Consider the following 20,848-nt stretch of genomic DNA (forward strand, 5'->3'; position numbering starts at 1 on the left):
CAATCCGGCTCGCGAGACCGTGATGTGCGTTCGCGCACAAGCAACAACGTCTACCGCGGGTTACGGCGCACCCGCGGCGGAACAATCGTCAAGCTCGGCGCGACCGGACGGTCGGCCAACGGACAGCAGGACCCGATGCGCAGCCGGCTTCCCAGCCTTCTCACCGTCTTGTCAGGCCTGATCGCGGGTCTCGCGGCAGGGCCCCTCGCGACCCCGGCCCGCGCGCAGGCGCCGGGCGGCCCACCGCCCAAGGTCACCGTGGCCAAGCCCGTGGTGCGCCAGATCGTCGAGCAGGATCAGTATACCGGTCGCTTCGACGCGATCGAGTTCGTGGAGGTCCGCGCCCGCGTCACCGGCTACCTCGAGAAGATCAACTTCGTCGACGGCCAGACGGTGAAGAAGGGCGACGTCCTGTTCGTGATCGACCGGCGCCCCTACAAGGCGGCGCTGGAGCAGGCCCAGGCGGCCCTGGCCTCCGCCAAGGCGCGCCAGTCCTTCTCGCAGACGGACCTGGAGCGCGCGCAGACCCTGTCCCGCAGCGGCAACATCTCCGAGCAGGTGACGGACCAGCGCCGGCAGGCCTCACAGACCGCCCAGGCCGACGTCGACAGCGCCCAGGCCGCCCTCAACAACGCCCAGCTCAACTACGACTTCAGCGAGGTGAAGGCGCCGATCAACGGCCGCATCAGCCGCCGCCTGGTGACCGAGGGCAACATCGTCAGCGCCGACCAGACCATGCTGACCACGATCGTGTCCCTCGACCCGATCTATTTCAGCTATACCGTCGACGAGAAGTCGTTCCTCAAGTACCAGAACAGCCTCGGCATCGGCATGGGCCAGACCCAGCAGGGCAAGGGCGTGCCGATCCTGATCGCGCTGTCCGGCGAGGCGAAGCCGACCCGCAAGGGCACGCTCGACTTCGTCGACAACCGCGTCGACAACGCCACCGGCACGATCCTGCTGCGCGCGACCGTCCCGAACCCCGACCTGTTCATCAAGCCCGGCCTGTTCGGCATCGTCTCGATGCCGGCGACCAAGCCGTTCCAGGGCATCCTGCTGCCCGACGAGGCGGTGGCGGCCAACCAGGACAAGCGGATCGTCTACATCGTCGGCCCCGAGAACGTGATCCAGCAGAAGGACGTCGTGCTGGGGCCGAAGGTCGACGGCTACCGGGTGATCCAGTCGGGGCTGAAGGGCGACGAGACCGTGGTGGTCAACGGCCTGTCCCGGGTCCGGCCGGGCGCGAAGGTGACGCCCGAGACGATCGAGCTGCCGCCGAGCAAGACCTGAGCCCGCGCGGCTCGACACGAACGCCCTCGTGCGCGCCGCGCGGCGCGCCCCGCACCGACGACGCAGGGCCCCGTCCGGGAGACCGGCGGGCCTCAGAGGTTTGACCGATGCGTTTCGCCCATTTCTTCGTCGACAGACCGATCTTCGCGTCCGTCACGTCGATCGTCTTCCTGATCCTCGGCTTCGTGGCCTACGAGAGCCTGCCGGTCTCGCAGTACCCCGAGATCGTGCCGCCGACCGTGACGGTGCGCGCCTCCTATCCGGGCGCCAACGCCGAGACCGTGGCCGCCACGATCGCGACGCCGATCGAGCAGGAGGTCAACGGCGTCGACAACATGCTCTACATGACGTCGTTGTCGACCAACGACGGCAACATGCTGCTGACCGTGACTTTCAAGGTCGGCACCAACCTCGATATCGCCAACGTGCTGGTGCAGAACCGGCTCTCGGTGGCGCAGCCGCGCCTGCCGCCGGACGTGCGCAACCTCGGCGTCACGGTCCGCAAGGCCTCGCCCGACCTGATGCTGGTCGTGCACCTGCTCTCGCCGAACAAGACCTACGACCAGAACTACCTCGCCAACTACATCTACCTGAACATCCGCGACGAGCTGCTGCGCCTCGACGGCGTCGGCGACATCACGATCTTCGGCGGTAACGAGTACGCCGAGCGCGTCTGGGTCGATCCCAACAAGCTCGCCGCCTACGGCCTCTCGGTCACCGACGTCACGACCGCCCTGCAGGAGCAGAACGTGCAGGTGGCTGCTGGCCAGCTGAACGGTCCGCCCGCCGCCAGGGGCGAGGCGTTCCAGCTCGTCGTGCAGTCGCAGGCGCGGTTCAAGACGCCCGAGCAGTTCGCCGAGGTGATCATCAAGGCGCAGGACGGGCGCCTCGTCCGGGTCAAGGACATCGCCCGCGTCGAGATGGGCCAGAAGGACTACACGACCAACTCGTTCCTCAACGACACGCCCGCGGTGGGCATCGGCGCCTTCCAGCGGCCGGGCACCAACGCCCTCGACGCGGCGGCGTCGGTCAAGAAGGTGATGGAGGAGGTCAAGAAGAACTTCCCGCCGGACGTCGAGTACCGCATCGCCTACAACCCGACGGAGTTCATCGAGGAATCGATCCACGAGGTCTACAAGACGCTGTTCGAGGCGGTCGGCCTCGTCGTCATCGTGGTGCTGGTCTTCCTCCAGAGCTGGCGGACCGCCCTGATCCCGGTCATCGCGATCCCGGTCTCGCTGATCGGCACCTTCGCGGCGATGGCGGCCTTCGGCTTCTCGCTCAACAACCTGACCCTGTTCGGGCTGGTGCTCGCCATCGGCATCGTGGTCGACGACGCGATCGTGGTGGTGGAGAACGTCGAGCGCAACATGGCCGAGGGCCTGTCGCCGGGCGACGCCGCGCACAAGACCATGGACGAGGTCGGCGGCGCGGTCATCGCCATCGCGCTGGTGCTCGCCGCGGTGTTCGTGCCGACGGCGTTCATCCCGGGCATCTCGGGCCAGTTCTACAAGCAGTTCGCGCTCACCATCGCGGCCTCGACCCTGATCTCGGCCTTCAACTCGCTGACCCTGTCGCCAGCGCTCTGCAAGCTGCTGCTGGTGCCCCACCACGCCCGCAAGGAGCCGAAGTTCTTCCTGACCCGGTTCGTGAACTGGCTGGCGAACGGCTTCAACCGCGCCTTCGACGCCACGTCGAACGCCTACGGCCGGACGATCCGGGTCCTGACCGGCGGCATCGTCGGCCTCGGCGTGATGCTGCTGGTCTACGCGGCCGTGATCGCCGGGACGCTGCACCTCGCGCAGACGACGCCCACGGGCTTCATCCCGGACCAGGATCAGGGCTACCTGATCGGCGTCGTCCAGCTCCCGTCGGGCGCCTCCCTCGACCGCACGACGGACGTGATCCTGCGCGCCGCCAAGCAGGCCCGGACGGTCGACGGCGTGGCCAACGCGGTGATCATCGCGGGCTTCGACGGCGCGACCTTCACCAACACGACCAATGCCGGCGTGATGTTCCTGACCCTCAAGGGGGCGAAGGAGCGCGCGGAGGTCGGCCGGAGCGCGGCCGTCATCACCGGCGACGTGCTGAAGGCCACCTCGGACATCCAGGAGGCGCGGGTCATCGTCATCCCGCCGCCGCCCGTCCGCGGTCTCGGCAACGGCGGCGGCTTCAAGATGCAGATCGAGAGCCGCCAATCCTCGGATATCGGCCCGCTCATGGCCGCCGCCGGCGAGGTCATCGCCCAGGCGAACCAGAGCGCGGACGTCCAGCGCGTGTTCACGACCTTCGACAACTCGACGCCGCAGCTGTTCCTCGACATCGATCGCACCATCGCGCGGATGCTGAACGTGCCGCTGGCCAACGTGTTCTCGTCGGTCCAGGCGGATCTCGGCGGCACCTACGTCAACGACTTCAACACCCTGGGCCGCATCTACCAGGTGCGCCTGCAGGGCGACGCGGCGTTCCGCACCTCGGTGCAGGACATCTCGCAGATCAAGGTGCGCTCCTCCACCGGCGCGCTGGTGCCGATGGGCACGCTCGCCTCCGTGCGGGACGTGACCGGTCCGCAGATCGTGCAGCGCTTCAATCTGTACTACTCGGTCCCGGTGCAGGGCGTGGCCAAGCCCGGCGTCTCGACCGGCCAGGCGCTCACCGCCATGGAGGAGATCGCCAAGAAGGCGCTGCCTGACGGCTACTCCTACGACTGGACCGAGATCGCCTACCAGCAGAAGGCGGCGAGCGGCACGGCCGGCGCGGTCTTCGCCCTCGGCGTGCTGCTGGTCTTCCTCGTGCTCGCCGCGCAGTACGAATCCTGGGCGCTGCCGCTCGCGATCCTGCTGGTGGTGCCGACCGGCGTGCTCGCCGCCCTGGCGGGCGTGCAGTTCCGGGGGCAGGACAACAACATCCTGACCCAGATCGGCCTGATCGTGCTCATCGGCCTCGCGGCCAAGAACGCGATCCTGATCGTCGAGTTCGCGCACGACATCGAGCAGCGGGAGCACCGCGGCCCGGTCGAGGCGGCGGTGGAGGCCTGCCGTCTCCGCCTGCGCCCGATCCTGATGACCGCCTTCGCGTTCATCCTCGGCACCCTGCCGCTGGTCATCGCCACCGGCCCCGGCGCCGAGATGCGCCAGGCGCTCGGCACCGCGGTCTTCTTCGGGATGATCGGCGCGACCTTCTTCGGCCTGTTCCTGACCCCGGTCTTCTACGTGGTGATCCGCCACTTCTCGATCTGGCTGGGCCGGTTCCGGAAGAAGCACACGCACGGCGATCCCGGCGGCGCCGCCCCGGCCCACGGCTGACGGCACACGCACCCCGGAACGATGGAAGCCGCGCCGGATCCGCGAGGATCGGGTGCGGCTTCCGCGCGACGGGCGGGGGCGCCCGGTGTAGAGGCTCGCGGCATGCACGCCCTCGGTCGCCTGTTTCTCGGGGCCTTCGCCCTCCTGCTCGCCGTCCCCACGGGCCTCGCGGTCCTGGTCCTGGCGCTGCTCGTCGACCCGGCCGCGCAGGCCTGGCTGACCGGCGGGGCGCTCGCCGGCCTCGACATGGCCCTGTCGGACCTCTCGGCCGGGCTGCCGCCGGAGGGGCTCGCCCTGTTCCTCGCCGGCCTCGCCAAGGCGCTGTTCGCGCTGCTGTTCGTGCCCCCGGCCCTGATCGGTCTCGGCGGTGAGATCCTTGGGCGCCGCGGCCTCCTGTGGTACGGCGCCGGCTGCGGGCTGCTCACCGCCGCCCTCCCCTGGCTGACGCGCGGCGCGCTCCGGTCCGGCGGAGGCGCCCGCGACGCCGCCCTCCTCGCCGGCGAGGCGCGCTTGACGCTGATCCTGTTCGTCGTCGGCGCCAGCGCCGGGCTGGTCTACTGGCTGGTCGCCGGGCGCGGCGCCGGCCTCGTCCGGGACGGGCATCGCCCCGAGGAGGCCTGACGCCGCCGCCGAGAACGTCGCCCTTGGCCGCGGACACGCGGGCGCGCTACAGGGGAGCCGCCACGACACGGTTCCCGATGCTCGCCCTGCGCTCTCTCGCCTTCAACATCTGCTTCTACGCCGTCACGACGGTCCTGGCCTTCGCCGGCCTGCCCATGCTGGTCTCCGGCCGGTCGGTGCTGCGGCTCGCCCGCGCCTGGGGGCGGATCACCCTGTGGCTCCTGCGGGTCGTCGCGGGGATGCGGGTCGAGTTCCGCGGGTTGGAGAACATCCCGCCCGGTCCCCTGCTGGTGGCGGCCAAGCACCAGTCGGCCCTGGAGACGCTGGCCCTCTGCACGGTGCTGCCGAACTTCGCCTACATCCTGAAGAAGGAGCTGCTGCTCATCCCGTTGATCGGCTGGTACCTGTCGCGCAGCGGCATGGTGGCGATCGACCGGTCGAAGGGCACCCGGGCCATGAGCCTGATGAACGCCGCCGCCGGCGCGGCGATCCAGGACGGGCGCCAGCTCATCATCTTCCCCGAGGGCACCCGCCGTCCGGTCGGGGCGCCGCCCGCCTACAAGCAGGGGCTCTCGCACCTCTACACCGCCCTGAACGTCCCCTGCCTGCCGGTGGCGCTGAACACCGGCCTGTTCTGGTCGCGCAACAGCCTCGTGCGCCGGCCGGGCAGAGCCGTGATCGAGTTCCTGCCGCCCATCCCGCCGGGGCTGCCCCGCCAGGAGTTCCAGGCGCTGGCCCAGGAGCGGCTCGAGACGGCCTCGAACGCCCTCGTCGAGGGTGGGCTCCAGGGCCTCGCGGCCGAGGGGCACGCCGTGCCTGCCGACGAGGCGCCGGCCGCCGCCGACGCCCGCCGCTGAGCCGTTCGCGGCGGCCGTTTTCCGCCTCGGATCGTCTCCCGGCGGCTTGTGGATAACGGGCATCATCGCCACATCTCGTCTTAGGAACGTCGCCCTTGACGCCTGTGGATATCGCGCGTTAGGTTAGAACAAATGGCGAACAGAAGAGCTCAGTCCTGGTCGGCCGCGCTCCGCGACCTGAAGGACGATCGCACCCGGAGGCAGGACGTGCGTGAAGAACGCCTCAAGACGACCGCGGGTCTGCGCGGCTCCCCCGCGCTCCCGCTCTCGGCCTGGCGCGGCCGCTCCGGCCGCCGCTACGTGGTCGGTGTCCATCCGGCCGGCGGCTTCGACCTCGACGAGATGGCGCAGGCCGTGGTGATCGCCGTCCGCCGGGACAATGCCGGCATCGCCGAGATGGTCTCGGTGGCGAGCTCCAGCGAGAGCCCGCGCGACCATCTGCGCCGGACCTGGCTCGACCGTGTCCGCCGCCGGGGTGCCACCGAGATGCACGTGCACCGCCTCGCCGAGAACGAGGCCGAGCGGACGGCGATCGTCGAGGATCTGCAGGTCGACACCGTCGAGCCGGCGCAGGTCTGACCGGAAACGCGCCGCGCGCGGACGGATCGCGTCCGCGGCGGTCGACCCGGGGCGGCGCTGCCCCAGTTTCGCCCCTTGCATGGCCACAAGCCGGGGCCACGATGTCCCTGAGGGGACGGGCTCGGGGAGCGGAACGCATGGTGCAGGATCGGACGCGGCTGGAGGGCGCCGCTGAGACAGTCCCGGTACGGGGCAAGCGGCGATCCCGGCTCGGGCTGTTCCTGCCCTACATCCTGCTCGCCCTCGTGGTCGTGGGCTGGTCGGCCGGCTGGCTGTGGATGCGGGAGCGCGCGGCCGGCGAGATCGACGGCTGGATCGCCCGCGAGGCTTCGGCCGGGCGCACCTGGACCTGCGCGGACCGGTCCCTCGGAGGCTACCCCTTCCGCCTCGAGCTGCGCTGCAGCGCCGTGACCCTCGAGCGCGCCGACGGTCGCTTCCGGCTCGGACCGAGCACCGCCGTGGCGCAGATCTACCAGCCCCGCCTCGTCGTGTTCGAGAGCGCCGGGCCGTTCCACGTCGAGCAGGGCCCGCTGACCGGCGACGCGTCCTGGACCGCGCTCCAGGGCAGCTTCCACGGCGCCGCGGGGGGCTTCACACGCGCCTCGCTGGTGGTCGACAAGCCCGACATCGCTGTGAAGGGCGCCGAGCCCGGCCCGATCGCCGTGTCGGGGCGGCACCTGGAGCTGCATGCCCGACCGAGCCCCGGCCGCTTCGACTCGGACGGCGCAGTGGATGTCAGCCTGCGCCTGAACCAGGCGGCGGTGCCGCAGCTCGACGCTCTCACCCGAACGCAGGATCCGGCCGATCTGTCGCTGGACGCGACCCTGACGCAGGCCACGGTGCTGCGCACCGGGACGGTGGCGCGCGAACTCGAGCGCTGGCGTCAGGCGGGCGGCGCCCTGGACCTGACCGCCCTGTCGCTGGCAAAGGGCCCGCAGCGCGTCCAGGCGAAAGGCAGTCTCGCCCTCGACTCCGCCCACCGGCCGGCGGGGCAGATCGATCTGCGGGCGGCCGGGGTCGACGCGCTGGTCGGCAGCATCGTCGGCCAGCGTTTCGGCTCGGACAGGGGCGCCCTGGTGGGCCAGCTGGTCGGCGGACTCCTGGGCTTGGCCCAGCGCCCGAGCCCGGCGGATGCGCCGGCCGATGCGGCGCCGCTCAAGGCGCTCCCGCCCCTGCGGCTCGTCGACGGGAAGCTCGTCTTCAGCGGCTTCCCGATCCCGAACCTCTACCTGCCGGCCCTGTACTAGGGCATCCGGTGGCGCCGGGCTGCGGTACGGGCGATGTCGGTGAGCGCACCGACCGCGCGCCGCGGGCCTGCTCGGCGGCGCGCGATCGGCTATAGGAAGCCCATGGCCCCCTCCCCGCCCCCGACCCGCGTCAAGATCTGCGGGCTCAGCACAGAAGCGACCCTGACCGCCGCGCTGGAATCCGGGGCGGACTGGATCGGCCTCGTGCACTTCCCCCGCAGTCCCCGGCACGTGGCGCTCGCGCGGGCAGCCGCCCTGTCGGCCCTGGCCCGCGGACGGGCCGAGCGGGTGGTGCTTCTCGTCGATCCGGACGACGCGCTGCTCGCCGCGTCCGTCGAGGCGGTGGATCCGGATCTCATCCAGCTCCACGGCCACGAGAGCCCGGAGCGCGTCGCGGCGATCCGCGCCCGGACCGGCCGGCCGGTGATGAAGGCGCTCGGCATCGCCACCGCGGCGGATCTCGCGGCCCTGCCGGCCTACGCGACCGTCGCCGACCGGATCCTGCTGGACGCCAAGGCGCCGCCGGACGCGGCCCTGCCGGGCGGCAACGGCCTGCGCTTCGACTGGGAGCTCCTGCGCGGCGCCGCGCTCCCGCCCGGGACCATGCTGTCGGGCGGGCTCGATGCCGGAAACGTCGCCGACGCCCTCGCCCGCACGGGGATCGGCGCCGTGGACGTGTCGTCCGGTGTCGAGACGGCGCCCGGCGTCAAGGATCCGGCGAGGATCGCGGCCTTCGTGGCGGCCGCGCGCGGCGGGCGCTGAGGTCTCCGCCTCAGCGGGGGGCCGGCAGGGCCGTCCGGCCGGTATTCGGGACCGTGTAGGCGCCCGACGTCTCGGCCTCCGGCGCGTAGGCCCGCAGCCGGCTCGCCTCGCGCTCGTGCCGGACGGCCTCGCGGCGGTGGTAGCGCGCCCGCGCGCGGGTCTTGCCCTGGCCCAGCCACGTGAAGATGCCGCCCACCACGATGCCGAGGGCCACCGCGCCGAACAGGATCGCGTAGAGCGGGAGATCGACGCTGAAGACCGGCGCGTCCACGTTGAACGGATCGAAGGAGAGCCGCACCGGCGCGCGGTTGGCCACCGCCAGGAGGATCACCAGGGCGGCGATCGGCAGCAGCACGAGGCTCTTCAGGAAACGGATCATCGCGCTCACAGGTCCTTCCTACTCGGCGGCCGAGGCATTCTCGCCGATCCCGGCGGCGTTGAGGCGCTGGCGCATCTCCTTGCCGGTCTTGAACACGGGGATCGCCTTCTCGGACACGGCAACGGCGGCACCCGTGCGCGGGTTGCGTCCCCGGCGCGCCTCGCGGCGCTTGACCGAGAAGGCGCCGAAGCCGCGCAGCTCGACCCGGTCGCCGCGGGCCAGCGCGTCGGAAATGGTGTCGAGGATCGCGTTGACCAGGATCTCCACGTCGCGCTGGTAGAGATGCGGGTTCTGCTCGGCGATCTTGAGGACGAGCTCCGACTTGATCATGGCGTGGGATCTTCTCGCGGGATCGGGGCGGGCTGCGCGGCGGCGGCCGTTCAGGGTTCCGGGCGCCAGAGGGCGAGCATCCCGCCCCGGGCGGCCTCGGCCTCGAGGCCGACGGACCGCAGCTGCGCCGCGAGACCTTCCAGGCCGAGGAGGTCGGCGCCGATCCCGGCGGCGGACCACAGCGAGAACCGGGCCTCCGAGGCGGGCTTCCAGTCCTTGATCGGCAGGTTCGCCTGGACGCCGCGGGCGCTCTCCAGCCACGCCACCGCCTGCCGCTCGCCGCCGAGCTCGTCGACGAGCTTCAGCGGCACGCTCTGGCGCCCGCTGAACACCCGGCCGTCCGAGACGGTGCTGAGCTGGGCCGGATCCATGCCGCGGCGCTCCGCGACGAGGCCCTTGAACCACGCGTAGGTGTCGCCGACCACGGAGGCCAGCGCGGCGCGCGCCTCCGGCGAGGTCGGGGTGAAGCCCGACGGCTCGGCCTTGAGCGGCGACGACTTCACCGACTCGACCTTGACGCCGACCTTGTCCAGCAGACCCGAGAAGTCGGGGTACTGGAACAGCACGCCGATCGAGCCCACCAGGCTGGTCTCGCGGGCGACGATGTGATCGGCCGCGATGGCCGTGATGTAGGCGCCGGACGCGGCGGTGCCGTCCACGAAGGCCACGATCGGCTTCTTGGCGGCGAGCGCCCGGAGGTTGCGGAAGATCTCTTCCGAGCCCGTGGTGGTGCCGCCGGGCGAGTTGATCGAGACGATCACGCCCTTCACGGCGTCCGAATCGCCGACCCGCTTCATCAGCTTGGCGGTGGCCTCGCTGCCGGCGATGAAGCCCGAGACGGAGATGCGGGCGATCTGCGGCTGGACCGCGAAGGCGCCGTCCGCGCCCGTCCGCACCCGGTACCCGAGGGCCCCGACCGCCACGATGAGGCCGCCGACGCCGAGCACGCGCCAGAGGGACAACCTGCGGCGCAGGCGCCGCCGGTCAATCAGCAGTTCGGCATCGGCTGCCATGCTGTCGCTTCCCCTAAAGCACCCCGACCGGCCCCTCGACGGGGTGCGGGAGCCGTCCCCCCGCGCCGGGCAAGTCCTTGGTTTCCTTCGGCTCACTCGGTCCGAGCCGTGCGAGGCCGGTGTTCTAGAGCATTTTCCGCGGGCGTGGATACGGGGCGCGTGAAGAAAATGACGGGGCGGCCGATCCCTGTCGCGTCGAACGGCGCGACAGGGATCGCGTCCCGCTCCCGGCAACCTTGGATTGCCGGCGTCAAAAGAAAAACCCGCGCGGGACCGGGGTCCCGCGCGGGTCTCAACGCGGCGGATCCGCCGCCCGGACAGGCCGGGCGGCAGGGGCCGTATCTCACTCGTCGTCGGAGCGCTTCTTGTTGAAGGCGGCACCGAGGATGTCGCCGAGGGAGGCACCCGAATCGGCGGAGCCGAACTGGGCCATGGCCTCCTTCTCCTCGGCGACCTCGAGGGCCTTGATCGAGACCTGCACGCGGCGGGCCTTCCGGTCGAACTGGACGACGCGGGCGTCGAACTTCTCGCCGGTGGCGAAGCGCTCGGGGCGCTGGTCGCCGCGGTCGCGGGCGAGCTCGGCCCGGCGGATGAAGGTCTGCATGTCGGTGTCGACGATCTTCACCTCGACGCCGGCATCCTTCACCTCGACCACCTCACAGGTGACGATCTGACCCTTCTTGATCTCGCCGGCCTCGGCGAAGGGGTCACCGCCGAGCTGCTTCACGCCCAGCGAGATCCGCTCCTTCTCGACGTCGACGTCGAGAACCTGGGCGCGGACCATGTCGCCCTTCTTGAACTCCTCGATGACCTGCTCGCCGGGACGGTTCCAGTCGAGATCCGACAGGTGGACCATGCCGTCGACGTCGCCCTCGAGGCCGATGAACAGCCCGAACTCGGTCTTGTTCTTGACCTCGCCCTCGACCTCGGAACCGACCGGGTGCTTCTCGGCGAAGGCCTCCCAGGGGTTCTGCAGGGTCTGCTTGAGGCCCAGGCTGATGCGGCGCTTGACCGGATCGACCTCCAGGATCTGAACCTCGACCTCCTGGGAGGTGGAGACGATCTTGCCCGGATGGACGTTCTTCTTGGTCCAGCTCATCTCGGAGACGTGGATCAGGCCCTCGATCCCCGGCTCCAGCTCCACGAAGGCACCGTAGTCGGTGATGTTGGTCACGCGGCCCTTGAGCTTGGCGCCCTCCGGGTAGCGGGCGGCGATGCCCTCCCACGGATCGGCGAGCAGCTGCTTGATGCCGAGCGAGATGCGGTGCGTCTCGTGGTTGATCTTGATGATCTTGACCTTCACGGTCTGACCGATCGTGACCACCTCGGACGGGTGGTTCACGCGGCGCCACGCCATGTCGGTGACGTGCAGCAGGCCGTCGATCCCGCCGAGGTCGACGAACGCGCCGTACTCGGTGATGTTCTTGACGACGCCGTCGATGACCTGACCTTCCTCAAGGTTGGCCACCAGCTCCGAGCGCTGCTCGGCGCGGCTCTCCTCAAGGACGGTCCGGCGCGACACGACGATGTTGCCGCGGCGGCGATCCATCTTGAGGATCTGGAACGGCTGCGGGGTGCCCAGCAGCGGGGTGACGTCGCGGACCGGGCGGATGTCGACCTGCGAGCGCGGCAGGAACGCCACGGCGCCGTCGAGGTCGACCGTGTAGCCGCCCTTGACCTGGTTGAAGATCGTGCCGGTGACGCGGTCGTTGTTCTCGAACGACTTCTCGAGCTTGACCCAGCTCTCCTCGCGGCGCGCCTTGTCGCGCGAGATGACGGCCTCGCCGAGCGCGTTCTCGATCCGGTCGACGTAGACCTCGACCTCGTCGCCGACCTTCAGCTCGCCCTCGCGGCCGGGACCGGTGAATTCCTTGAGCGCGACACGGCCTTCCGTCTTGGCGCCGATGTCGATGACGGCCACGTCCTTCTCGATCGCGACGACGCGACCCTTGACGACGGAGCCTTCGGTGATCTCGTGTTCGAGGAAGCTCTCCTCGAGGAGGGCTGCGAAATCCTCGCGGCTCGGGCCACGCCCCAGAGCGGTACCTGCGGTCATTCTGTCTCCTGAACGGCCCCCGGCGGAGGCCCGTTGCGTCGGCGGCTCGCGTTGCAGGCGCCCCCGTTCGCCGCGGCCTTCCCGGAGTCTTTCGGGAGAGGCGACCGGTCCCGCGGGACCCGGTTTGCCGACGCGTCGATACGGATGACGAGGGCGGTCCGTCCGGCGGCCCGGCGGGCGCGCCAGAAGACGAGCGCGCGAGGGCGGATCCGGGAGGACGCGCGTCCCTTACAACATCGCCCTTGCGACTTCAACCGATTAGGGTTTTAGGCTCGGCGGGCGGTCCGCGGGGATCGGGCGGTCTTGCCGCCGGCCGTGGATCCGGCAAACTGGTCCGCCATCGAACAGGTGCGGTCGCGCTCCCGCCGGCCGAGGGGCATCCCCGACCGGCCGAGGTTCGGGCCGGTCCGGCGATGCGAAGCGTCTGGGGGTGAAGCGTGCGGCGTCCTGATCTCGAGTCTTGGGTGGCGCGCCATCGGCCCGGCGGCGCCGCGCGTTCCGCGCGCTCCGGGGGCTGAGCCCGCGATGCCGAACGGGTACAACGCCCCGATGGAGATGCTGGCGCGCAAGCTCGACAGCATCGCGCGCCTGTCCGATGCCGACCGCGCGGCGCTCCTCGATCTGCCGCACACGGTCCGGAACCTGCCGGCCCGCCACGACATCGTCCGGTTCGGCGACCGGCCGACCAGCAGCTGCCTCGTCCTGCAGGGCTGGGTCTACCGCTACGCCGCCCTCGCCGAGGGCGGTCGGCAGATCCTGTCGTTCTACATCGCGGGCGACCTGCCGGACCTGCAGAGCCTTCACCTGCACCGGATGGATCACAACCTCGCCACCCTCACGCCCTGCGTCGTGGCGCTGATCTCGCACGACGACCTGCGCGCGGTGCTCCTGCGCAATCCGGGGCTCGCCGCCACCCTCTGGCGCGACAGCCTCATCGACGCCGCCCATTACCGCGAGCGCATCACCAGCCTCGGGCGGCGGCAGGCGCTCGGTCGCGTGGCCCACCTGTTCTGCGAGCTTTACCTGCGGCAGAAAGCGGTCGGGCTCGCGCGCGGCCTGAGCTGCCCGCTGGTGCCCAAGCAGTCCGAACTCGCCGACGCGCTCGGCCTGACCAGCGTCCACCTGAACCGAGTCCTGCGCACCCTGCGCGGCCGGGGGCTCGTCACGCTGAGCGGCGGCGTCCTGACCATCGAGGACTGGGACGCGCTCACGGAGGTCGCGGAGTTCGACCAGACGTTCCTGCACTTGGCGAACAACCCGGCACCGGCCCGCGAGACCGCCGAGGCGGTCTAGCAAGCGGGTCGGCGGGCGGTCCGGCGGGCGCGCCCCTCAGGCGGCCCGGGCCAGGGCATCCGGCGCCTCGGCCACCGCGTCGGTGTGGACGTCGAACCGGACCAGGTGGGCGGCGCCGAAGCTCGTCGTCAGGGCGCAGTCGGTGGCGTCGCGCCCGCGGGCCATGACGATGCGGCCGATGCGGGGCCGGTTGTGGCGGGCGTCGAACGTGTACCAGCGCGGCCCCTCGGGCCCCGCGAGGAAGACCTCGAACCACGCGGAGAAGTCCATCGGCGCCGGGTCCTTCGGCACGCCGATATCGCCCAGGTAGCCGGTGGCGTAGCGCGCCGGGATGTTCATGCACCGGCACAGCGTGATCGCCAGATGCGCGAAGTCCCGGCACACGCCGACGCGCTGCGTGTAGCCGTCGAAGGCGGTGCGGGTCGCGTCGGCCTGCTGGTAGTCGAAGCGCAGACGGGTATGGGCGAAATCGACGATCGCCTGCACGCGGGCCCAGCCCTCGGGGGTGGCGCCGAACAGGGACCACGCGGTCTGCGAGAGCTTGTCGGTGTCGCAGTAGCGGGAGCCGAGCAGGTACGGCATGACGTCGTCGGGCAGGTCCTGCACGGCGATCTGGCGGGCATCTGGGGCCTGGTCGTCCGGCAGCCCGCTGTCGGCGATCGTGAAATCGGCCGCCATGGTGATCCGGCCGCCCGGCGCGACGATGCGCGTGCAGACATTGCCGAAGGCGTCGACGTGCTGCGCCGCCGCGACCGGCGGATCGAAGGTGATCACCTCCGGCGTCAGGAGGTCGCCCCGGCGCTCCGGGCGCACGTTCAGGAGCAGGTTCATCGGCGTGGGGCCGAACGTGTCGAAGGCGATCGAGAAGCCGGTGCGGATCTGCATCGTCGGAGACCGTGAGCAAGGTCGCTGTCCGGCCGGGCCGGCAGACGGGTCGTTACAGTACAGGGCCCTACAAGCCGCGAGCCGAGGTCAGGTTCCGCCGCCGAGGTCGGTTCAAGACAGTTTGAACTGCCTGAATATTTCGCAGGGGCCGCGAACCGCGGTCGCGTCGGAGCTGTGCGGACCGTCATGCGGCAGGCCGAGGGCGGGGCTGCGGTCAAGCGGGGCCGTCCGTCACCGCACCATGTTGCAACGCACACGGCAGCCTCTTATCCCAGGCCGCTCGATTCCAGGGTCCGCCGGCGCCGCCCGGTGCGGCCTGCTGCCAGACGATCGACGCCCATGACGCCCGACAAGCTTTCCCTGCCGAAGGACAAGATCCGTGTCCTGCTGCTCGAGGGCATCAACGACAGCGCCGTGGCGCTGATGCGGGCGGCCGGCTACACCAACCTGACCCGACTGCCGAAGGCGCTGGACCGGGAGGCCCTGCACGAGGCGCTCCAGGGCGTGCACATGGTGGGCATCCGCTCGCGCACGCAGCTCGACGCGGCCGCGTTCGAGTCGGCGGACCGGCTCCTGGCCGTGGGCTGCTTCTCGGTCGGCACCAACCAGGTCGATCTGGACGCGGCGCGCCACCGGGGCATCCCGGTGTTCAACGCCCCCTTCTCGAACACCCGGTCGGTGGCGGAGCTGACGATCGGCGAGATCGTGATGCTGCTGCGCCGGATCGTGCCGCGCTCGGTGGGGGCCCACGCGGGCCGCTGGGACAAGTCGGCGGTGGGCTCGCTGGAGGTGCGCGGCAAGACGCTGGGCATCGTCGGCTACGGCAACATCGGCACGCAGCTCTCGACCCTGGCGGAAGCCATGGGCATGCGGGTGCTGTTCTACGACCACACCGACAAGCTGCGCCACGGCAACACCGAGCCGGTCGAGACGCTGCACGCGCTGCTGGCCCAGAGCGACGTCGTCTCGCTGCACGTGCCGGAGACCGACGCCACCGCCAACATGATCGGCGCGGCCGAGATCCGGGCGATGAAGCCCGGCGCCTTCCTGATCAACAACGCCCGGGGCACCGTCGTCGATCTCGAGGCGCTGGCCGCGGCCCTGCGCGACGGCCATCTCAAGGGCGCGGCCGTCGACGTCTTTCCGGTGGAGCCGGGCTCGAACGCCGAATCGTTCGTGAGCCCGCTCCAGGGGCTCGAGAACGTGATCCTCACCCCGCATATCGGCGGCTCCACCGAGGAGGCGCAGGAGCGCATCGGCTCCGAGGTGGCGCGCAAGCTCGTGGACTATTCCGATATCGGCTCGACGGTCGGCGCCGTGAACTTCCCGCAGGTGCAGCTCCCGGCCCGTCCGACCGGGACGCGGTTCATCCACGTCCAGCGCAACCTGCCCGGGATGCTGGGGCGGCTCAACGACGTGTTCTCCCGCGGCCACGTCAACATCGCCGCGCAGTTCTACCAGACCGACGGCGAGGTCGGTTACGTGGTGCTGGAGACCGACGCCACCGACGCGGATGCGGAGGCGCTGCTCACCGAGATCCGCGCCATCCCGGGCACGATCCGCGCCCGCCTCCTCTACGAGCGCCGCTGACCCCGCGGCGCGCGCGGGAATTTAAGCTGCGCGCGTGAACGCGGCGGGTCTTGCCGCGTTCGTCTTGCGCGGCCAAGCTGGCCGCTGTTCAAGTCATGGACGGCACCATCGACGGCCTCGGCCGGTCGAGCGCCCGGCCGGCGGAGGAATTGCGGTGACGAAGCGTGTAGCGTGCGCATGGGCCGGCCTCGTGCTCGGCATCGCCGGGTCGGTCTCGGTCGTCTCCGGCGCGTCGGCGGATTGCCTGCGCCGGGTCTACAATCGGTCGAACCTCGTCCTCGTCGCCCGCCAGGACGGCGGGCCGCCCGCGACGCTGCTGCCCGGCCAGTCGCTCCCGGTGCGGCTGGCGCGGCCGGGCCAGATCGCCATCGCGGCCTATTGCGGCGCGCCGGCCGCGGGCGGGACCCCGGTCACCCAGCGGACCTTCGATTACGAGGCGGTGCTCGACCGCTGCTTCGTCCGGTTCGGGGGCGACCTGTTCGTGCCGCAGCTCGGGCGCGGCTTCATCGGCCTCCAGGAGACGGCCCCGTTCACGGTGAACAACCCGCGCCAGGGCGACATCGTCCTCGGGCCCGCGGCCGGGGCGTCGTGCCCGCTGCCGGCCGCGGCTCCCGTGCTGAGCCGCCGGGGTTGAGCGTCAGAGATAGTGCCGGAAGACGACGCCGGTGTCGTCGGAGGCGCCCGGTTGCGGGGGCGATACCGGCCCGATGAACGGGCTCGCGAGGCGCAGGGCGACGAGGCCGAGGGCTGCGAGCGCCGGGGCGATCAGGCGGAACGGGCGAGCGAGCATGGACGCCTCCGTCGCGCCGCCGATCCCGCCTGCGTCGTGCAGGGCGACAGGGTGCGCATGTGAAGCATCGCACCTTACGGCAGAGCTGAACGTGCCGAAGCGCACATGGGTAACGTTAAGGTCGCTCCCGGCAGGCCGGATCTCGGCCCGGGCCGGGGACGACGTGACGGTCGGGCGCTTGCGTCCGCCGCCTCGCTGGCAAGTCCGCCGATGCGCTCCTATGCTGCCCCACATCGGGGGCTGCCTGGGATCGCGCTGCACGGGCCGCGGCGGCGCTTCCCGGGTAGAACCGACTGCGTGAACGAGGACGCGCGTATGCTGACCCAGACAGGCAACTCGATTCTCCGAGGCGATCTCGGCGTCGAGGAGACCACCGAGTCCGACAACATCGTCCGCTGGGACGGCGAGCGGCTCTACGTGGAGCAGGACGTCTACCACAACGGGCAACTGGTTCACCGCAAGTACCGTCGCACCGTCACCGAGCCCGTCGCCCACGCGCTCTGGGCGATCATCAATCGCGCCAAGCAGTGAGCCGCCGGGCGGGCGCGTCGCGGACGCGCCCGCTCGATCCGACGTCCCCCCTCCCCGGCCGAGCCGGAGAGGAGCGTCGCGGACGTGCCCGGCCGGGTGCCGCGACTCGGAATTCGGGGACGCGGGCGGTGCGGCGGCCGGCGCCGCCTGTATCGGGTGCGTGACGGGGCGATGAGTCCTGGAAGCCGGACCGTGCGGCCCGAATGCCGTCCGTCCTCGAAGAGGCCGGAGCGGCGCGGTCTTGCTGAGATTGACCGGGATCGGTGACCCGCGTCGCGCCCGAGTTCTGCGTTCATGCGCGTTCGGACTGCCGTCCGGTCCATGCCGGTCGCGTCGCTGCTCTGGGGCACGGGCATCCGGACCCGCGCGACGATCCACGCGGCCGGTCCCTGATCGAGGGGATGGGCGTCATCCTGGTCGGCTGGGACGCGGTGCCGGAGGTGCGCCACGGCGCGAGCCGCCTCCTCGGCGGCCGGCCGATCGAGGATCCGGATCACGGGGCGCGATCGACACGCTCTGCCACCCGGGCGGTCTCGCCCTGCTGGTCCTGGGGCTCGTCGCCGAGATCCTCGTGCGATGCGTCGAGGTGCCGGACCACATCAGCAGCACCGATCGGATCGAGCGGGTGGTCCTGACCGGCGGGGCCGTCTTCCTCGCCTTCGGCCACGCGACGCTCGCGCGGTTGTCGGCCGGTCTCGCGACGTTCGGCCGGCGCGCGCGGGCGCCGGCGCGGCCCGAGGCGCGCCCGCACTGTGACCTCCCGTCCGCGCGGCGCGTTCCCGGCAGAGCCCGAGACCGTGCGCGCCTAGGCGGCGACGGCCGCGGTCGGCGCGACGAGGGTGAGGTGGGCCGGCCGCAGCACCTCGAGACGGTCGTGGGCGTTGTCGAACGCGGCCCGGATCGTCGTGCCCGCATCCTCGACGGCGACCAGCACCGCCAGCTTCTGGGCGGTGGCCCGATCGGCGAGGCCGCGCGCGGCCGAGACGAGCGACTGCTCCAGGCTCAGGAATTCCGTCTCGGCGTCCTTCCCCGCCTCGCGCGCGACCGACGCGAGGCGGTCCAGCACGGCTTCCAGGGCGTGGCGCAGGACAAGTGTCCGCACGCGCTCCTGCAGGAGCGCCCTCTCGTCGATCTTCATCGGAATCGGTCCGGGTTCGGGAACACGGCCAAGCTCTCATACTTCGGAGCCGTGTGCAGCCACCTTTTTGCAACAGCGCAATACTGTCTCGCGACCTGGGCGCTCTGCCGGTTCACCGTTTCGCCCGCGCGATCCGGCTCAGTTGTTCTACAATCGTGCACCGAGTATTTGGGCATTTCGAGAATCGAATGCGCGGTCTCGACAGATTCAGGGCGCAGAAATGCCCGCGTGAGGGCGCGCTTCGCCGCCCGAATACCTCTGATTCGCTAGGGCCGATGCTGTCGGCCGCCCGGCCTCGCGGGCATCGCCCGACGCGAGGCGACGCCGTCCGGAGCGCGCTCCGCGGGTCAGTACGGCGTGCCGCGCTGGCGCCGGTCCCGCAGCGCCTCGGCGTGCCATTCCAGCTCGTCGAGGAAGCGGGCGGCCGCCGACGTGAGCCAGGGCTCGGCGGGGACGCCCTGCGCGTCGATGACCTTCTGGAGCCGCGGGATCGGCAGGAGCGACGGGATGCTCGACATGCCCATCTCGGCGAGCATGGCCCGCAGCGGCATCGCGGCCCGGACGCCGCCGAACTGGCCGGCCGAGTAGCAGCAGATGGCCGAGGGCCGCCAGAAATACTCCTCGAGGAAGTGATCGAGGGTGTTGGACAGCGCCGGCGGCACACCGTGGTTGTACTCGGCCGTGACGACCAGGAAGGCGTCGGCGCGGCGGAAGAGGTCGGCGCAGCGCTGCAGCGGCTCCGGGGCCGTCCCGGCCGGGTATTCCTTGAACATCCGGTCGAGGAGCGGGAGCGCCAGTTCGGCCGGATCGACCAGAGGGGCGGCGTGGCCGCGCGCCGCGAGCTGCGCGATCAGGAAGCGCGCGGCGCGGATGCCGATGCGGTCGGTGCGAACGCTGCCGAGGATCACGGGGACGGTCAGGGCCATGGCGCTCTCCGGTTCCCCCGATCATGCCAGAGACGGCCGCGCCGCTCCAGCCGCGGGTCGATCCCGGGATCGTCAGGCCTTAGTGCTGCTGGTGAGTGCGGCCGCGATGCCGAGCGGCCCGCCGGCCGCGTAGGCGGTGACCGCCTTCGTCACCTGCTGCAGGAAGGATTGCAGGTCGCTGCCGCTGTCCGTCGCCTTCTCCGTTCCCGTCGCGGGATCGGGGGCCGCGGTCGTGGACGCGCTCGCGGACGAGGCCGAGGACGCGGACGCATCCGTCGCGGTGCCGGTCTGGGCGGCCGCCCCGCTCTGCTCGGCATCCGACACCGGCCGATGGCCATGGTGGCCGCGATGGTGCTGGACGGGGGTCGCGCCGGCCGCGGCCTGGCCGGCTGCCGCGCCGGTGGTCGACGTGTCGTCGGCGTTGGCCGCGGCTTCCGCGGGCGCGGTGACGCCGTTCTGCAGCCCCATCTGGCTGAAGTCGGATTGCAGCTGGAGGAGCGACGCCATCAGATCGTTCGACAGGGTCGGCGTCGACGCCGTCCCGGTCGACGGGGCGGTGCTGTCCGCGGTCGCCTGCGTGCCGGTCTCCTGGCCCGCCGTCGCGGCGGAGCCGACGTCGAGGCGGGCGGCGTTCGCCGCGCGCGCCTGCCTCAGGGCGCCGACGAGGTCCCGCTGGAGTGAACTGCCCGAAACCGTATTCACCGACATGGTCCGCCTCCGCGACCGCCCTCACCGGGGGTAGGCACGGGCCGTTCCAGAATTTTCCCAATGTTCTCAACGGCGGGTCCGGGCTCTCGGCCGGCAGGATCGACCGGGCGGCAATTTCTGCCGCTCCCGGCCGGCCGAGATGGACCGCGTCGGCACGAGCCCGGTCGTGTGCGTGTTGCCGAGGACGGCCAGGAGCGCGATCCCGGTCAGCAGCGCGCTCGGGAGGAACAGGGCGCCCGGCCCCTCCGTCACGGCCTCGGCGCGGGTCCCGGCCTCGTGGACGACGATCCAGCCGAGGGTGAACCGTGATGCCATCCCGAGCGGAGGGCCGAGACCGGACGGCATCGCCGATCACCTTCGATACGGGCCGGCGCGGGCGGCGACGAGCCGGGTCCGGAGGCGACGGAGCGGCCTGCCCGGTCGATCGGGTCGCGCGTCACGTCCCGGTCGCCCGCGGCGATCAGCAGGAGCTCGCTCAGGCCCAGGGCCGCGCGCGGGAGCGGGTCCCGCGCCGGCGCGTCGCGCCGCAGGGTGACCGCACCGAGGAA

At 71.3% G+C, this 20,848-nt stretch carries 22 protein-coding genes; 11 read left to right on the top strand and 11 right to left on the bottom strand.

Annotation, left to right across the window (positions count from 1 at the left end; all coding sequences use genetic code 11):
- The first annotated feature begins 135 nt into the window (after window positions 1-135).
- From LOK46_RS13130 to LOK46_RS13160, 7 genes are all read left to right on the top strand, one after another.
- A complete protein-coding gene (locus tag LOK46_RS13130; protein WP_273564158.1) occupies window positions 136-1,290 on the top strand; it encodes an efflux RND transporter periplasmic adaptor subunit in 1,155 nt (384 codons plus the stop codon).
- Window positions 1,291-1,397: 107 nt separating this feature from the next.
- Complete coding sequence (locus tag LOK46_RS13135; RefSeq protein WP_273564159.1) at window positions 1,398-4,595, top strand: efflux RND transporter permease subunit; 3,198 nt, start codon at window positions 1,398-1,400, stop codon at window positions 4,593-4,595.
- A gap of 102 nt (window positions 4,596-4,697) precedes the next feature.
- Complete coding sequence (locus LOK46_RS13140) at window positions 4,698-5,216, top strand: hypothetical protein (RefSeq protein WP_273564160.1); 519 nt, start codon at window positions 4,698-4,700, stop codon at window positions 5,214-5,216.
- A 77-nt stretch (window positions 5,217-5,293) separates the two neighbouring features.
- A complete protein-coding gene (locus LOK46_RS13145) occupies window positions 5,294-6,073 on the top strand; it encodes a lysophospholipid acyltransferase family protein (RefSeq protein ID WP_273564588.1) in 780 nt (259 codons plus the stop codon).
- A 132-nt stretch (window positions 6,074-6,205) separates the two neighbouring features.
- Window positions 6,206-6,652 carry a hypothetical protein gene (locus LOK46_RS13150; RefSeq protein WP_273564161.1) on the top strand — a complete coding sequence of 149 codons (447 nt, stop codon included), beginning with the start codon at window positions 6,206-6,208 and terminating at the stop codon, window positions 6,650-6,652.
- A gap of 137 nt (window positions 6,653-6,789) precedes the next feature.
- Window positions 6,790-7,899 (top strand): DUF2125 domain-containing protein, encoded by a 1,110-nt coding sequence (locus LOK46_RS13155; RefSeq protein ID WP_273564162.1) that lies wholly within the window; start codon window positions 6,790-6,792, stop codon window positions 7,897-7,899.
- Between the two features lie 102 nt (window positions 7,900-8,001).
- On the top strand, window positions 8,002-8,661 hold the full coding sequence (locus LOK46_RS13160; RefSeq protein ID WP_273564163.1) for a phosphoribosylanthranilate isomerase: 660 nt from the start codon (window positions 8,002-8,004) through the stop codon (window positions 8,659-8,661).
- A gap of 10 nt (window positions 8,662-8,671) precedes the next feature.
- Here LOK46_RS13160 and LOK46_RS13165 read toward each other — a convergent pair whose 3' ends face one another.
- The 4 genes from LOK46_RS13165 to rpsA form a co-directional block, all read right to left on the bottom strand.
- Window positions 8,672-9,040, bottom strand: a complete 369-nt coding sequence (locus LOK46_RS13165) for a LapA family protein (protein WP_273564589.1) — start codon at window positions 9,038-9,040, stop codon at window positions 8,672-8,674.
- Between the two features lie 18 nt (window positions 9,041-9,058).
- On the bottom strand, window positions 9,059-9,370 hold the full coding sequence (locus LOK46_RS13170; protein WP_012319412.1) for an integration host factor subunit beta: 312 nt from the start codon (window positions 9,368-9,370) through the stop codon (window positions 9,059-9,061).
- A gap of 50 nt (window positions 9,371-9,420) precedes the next feature.
- Window positions 9,421-10,383 carry a signal peptide peptidase SppA gene (sppA, locus tag LOK46_RS13175; protein WP_273564164.1) on the bottom strand — a complete coding sequence of 321 codons (963 nt, stop codon included), beginning with the start codon at window positions 10,381-10,383 and terminating at the stop codon, window positions 9,421-9,423.
- A 343-nt stretch (window positions 10,384-10,726) separates the two neighbouring features.
- A complete protein-coding gene (rpsA, locus tag LOK46_RS13180) occupies window positions 10,727-12,439 on the bottom strand; it encodes a 30S ribosomal protein S1 (protein ID WP_010683172.1) in 1,713 nt (570 codons plus the stop codon).
- 525 nt (window positions 12,440-12,964) lie between these two features.
- Between rpsA and LOK46_RS13185 the strand changes: the two genes are divergently transcribed.
- Entirely contained in the window at window positions 12,965-13,732 is a 768-nt protein-coding gene (locus LOK46_RS13185; RefSeq protein ID WP_273564165.1) for a Crp/Fnr family transcriptional regulator, read from the top strand.
- Between the two features lie 36 nt (window positions 13,733-13,768).
- On the opposite strand, the gene LOK46_RS13190 is transcribed toward LOK46_RS13185, so the two are convergent.
- Complete coding sequence (locus LOK46_RS13190) at window positions 13,769-14,617, bottom strand: transglutaminase-like domain-containing protein (RefSeq protein ID WP_273564166.1); 849 nt, start codon at window positions 14,615-14,617, stop codon at window positions 13,769-13,771.
- 339 nt (window positions 14,618-14,956) lie between these two features.
- On the opposite strand from LOK46_RS13190, the gene serA reads away from it, so the two are divergent.
- Window positions 14,957-16,207, top strand: coding sequence for a phosphoglycerate dehydrogenase (gene serA / locus LOK46_RS13195; RefSeq protein WP_273564167.1), 1,251 nt, complete (start codon window positions 14,957-14,959; stop codon window positions 16,205-16,207).
- 154 nt (window positions 16,208-16,361) lie between these two features.
- Window positions 16,362-16,841, top strand: coding sequence for a hypothetical protein (locus LOK46_RS13200; RefSeq protein WP_273564168.1), 480 nt, complete (start codon window positions 16,362-16,364; stop codon window positions 16,839-16,841).
- Between the two features lie 3 nt (window positions 16,842-16,844).
- Here the strand turns inward: LOK46_RS13200 and LOK46_RS13205 are convergent, their stop codons facing one another.
- Window positions 16,845-16,997: a hypothetical protein gene (locus LOK46_RS13205; protein WP_273564169.1), complete on the bottom strand. Its 153-nt coding sequence runs from the start codon at window positions 16,995-16,997 to the stop codon at window positions 16,845-16,847.
- A 315-nt stretch (window positions 16,998-17,312) separates the two neighbouring features.
- Between LOK46_RS13205 and LOK46_RS13210 the strand changes: the two genes are divergently transcribed.
- Window positions 17,313-17,528, top strand: coding sequence for a hypothetical protein (locus LOK46_RS13210; RefSeq protein ID WP_020092165.1), 216 nt, complete (start codon window positions 17,313-17,315; stop codon window positions 17,526-17,528).
- A gap of 493 nt (window positions 17,529-18,021) precedes the next feature.
- Here LOK46_RS13210 and LOK46_RS13215 read toward each other — a convergent pair whose 3' ends face one another.
- The 5 genes from LOK46_RS13215 to LOK46_RS13235 form a co-directional block, all read right to left on the bottom strand.
- The gene (locus LOK46_RS13215) at window positions 18,022-18,195 is read right to left on the bottom strand and encodes a hypothetical protein (protein WP_273564170.1); all 174 of its coding nucleotides are present in this window, start codon (window positions 18,193-18,195) and stop codon (window positions 18,022-18,024) included.
- Between the two features lie 138 nt (window positions 18,196-18,333).
- On the bottom strand, window positions 18,334-18,666 hold the full coding sequence (locus LOK46_RS13220) for a hypothetical protein (RefSeq protein ID WP_273564171.1): 333 nt from the start codon (window positions 18,664-18,666) through the stop codon (window positions 18,334-18,336).
- 347 nt (window positions 18,667-19,013) lie between these two features.
- Window positions 19,014-19,592 (bottom strand): NADPH-dependent FMN reductase, encoded by a 579-nt coding sequence (locus LOK46_RS13225; protein WP_273564172.1) that lies wholly within the window; start codon window positions 19,590-19,592, stop codon window positions 19,014-19,016.
- A gap of 72 nt (window positions 19,593-19,664) precedes the next feature.
- Window positions 19,665-20,300, bottom strand: a complete 636-nt coding sequence (locus LOK46_RS13230) for a cell wall anchor protein (RefSeq protein WP_273564173.1) — start codon at window positions 20,298-20,300, stop codon at window positions 19,665-19,667.
- Window positions 20,301-20,366: 66 nt separating this feature from the next.
- Complete coding sequence (locus LOK46_RS13235) at window positions 20,367-20,615, bottom strand: hypothetical protein (RefSeq protein WP_273564174.1); 249 nt, start codon at window positions 20,613-20,615, stop codon at window positions 20,367-20,369.
- Window positions 20,616-20,848 lie beyond the last annotated feature (233 nt).

The organism is Methylobacterium sp. NMS14P (assembly GCF_028583545.1).
Taxonomy (GTDB): domain Bacteria; phylum Pseudomonadota; class Alphaproteobacteria; order Rhizobiales; family Beijerinckiaceae; genus Methylobacterium.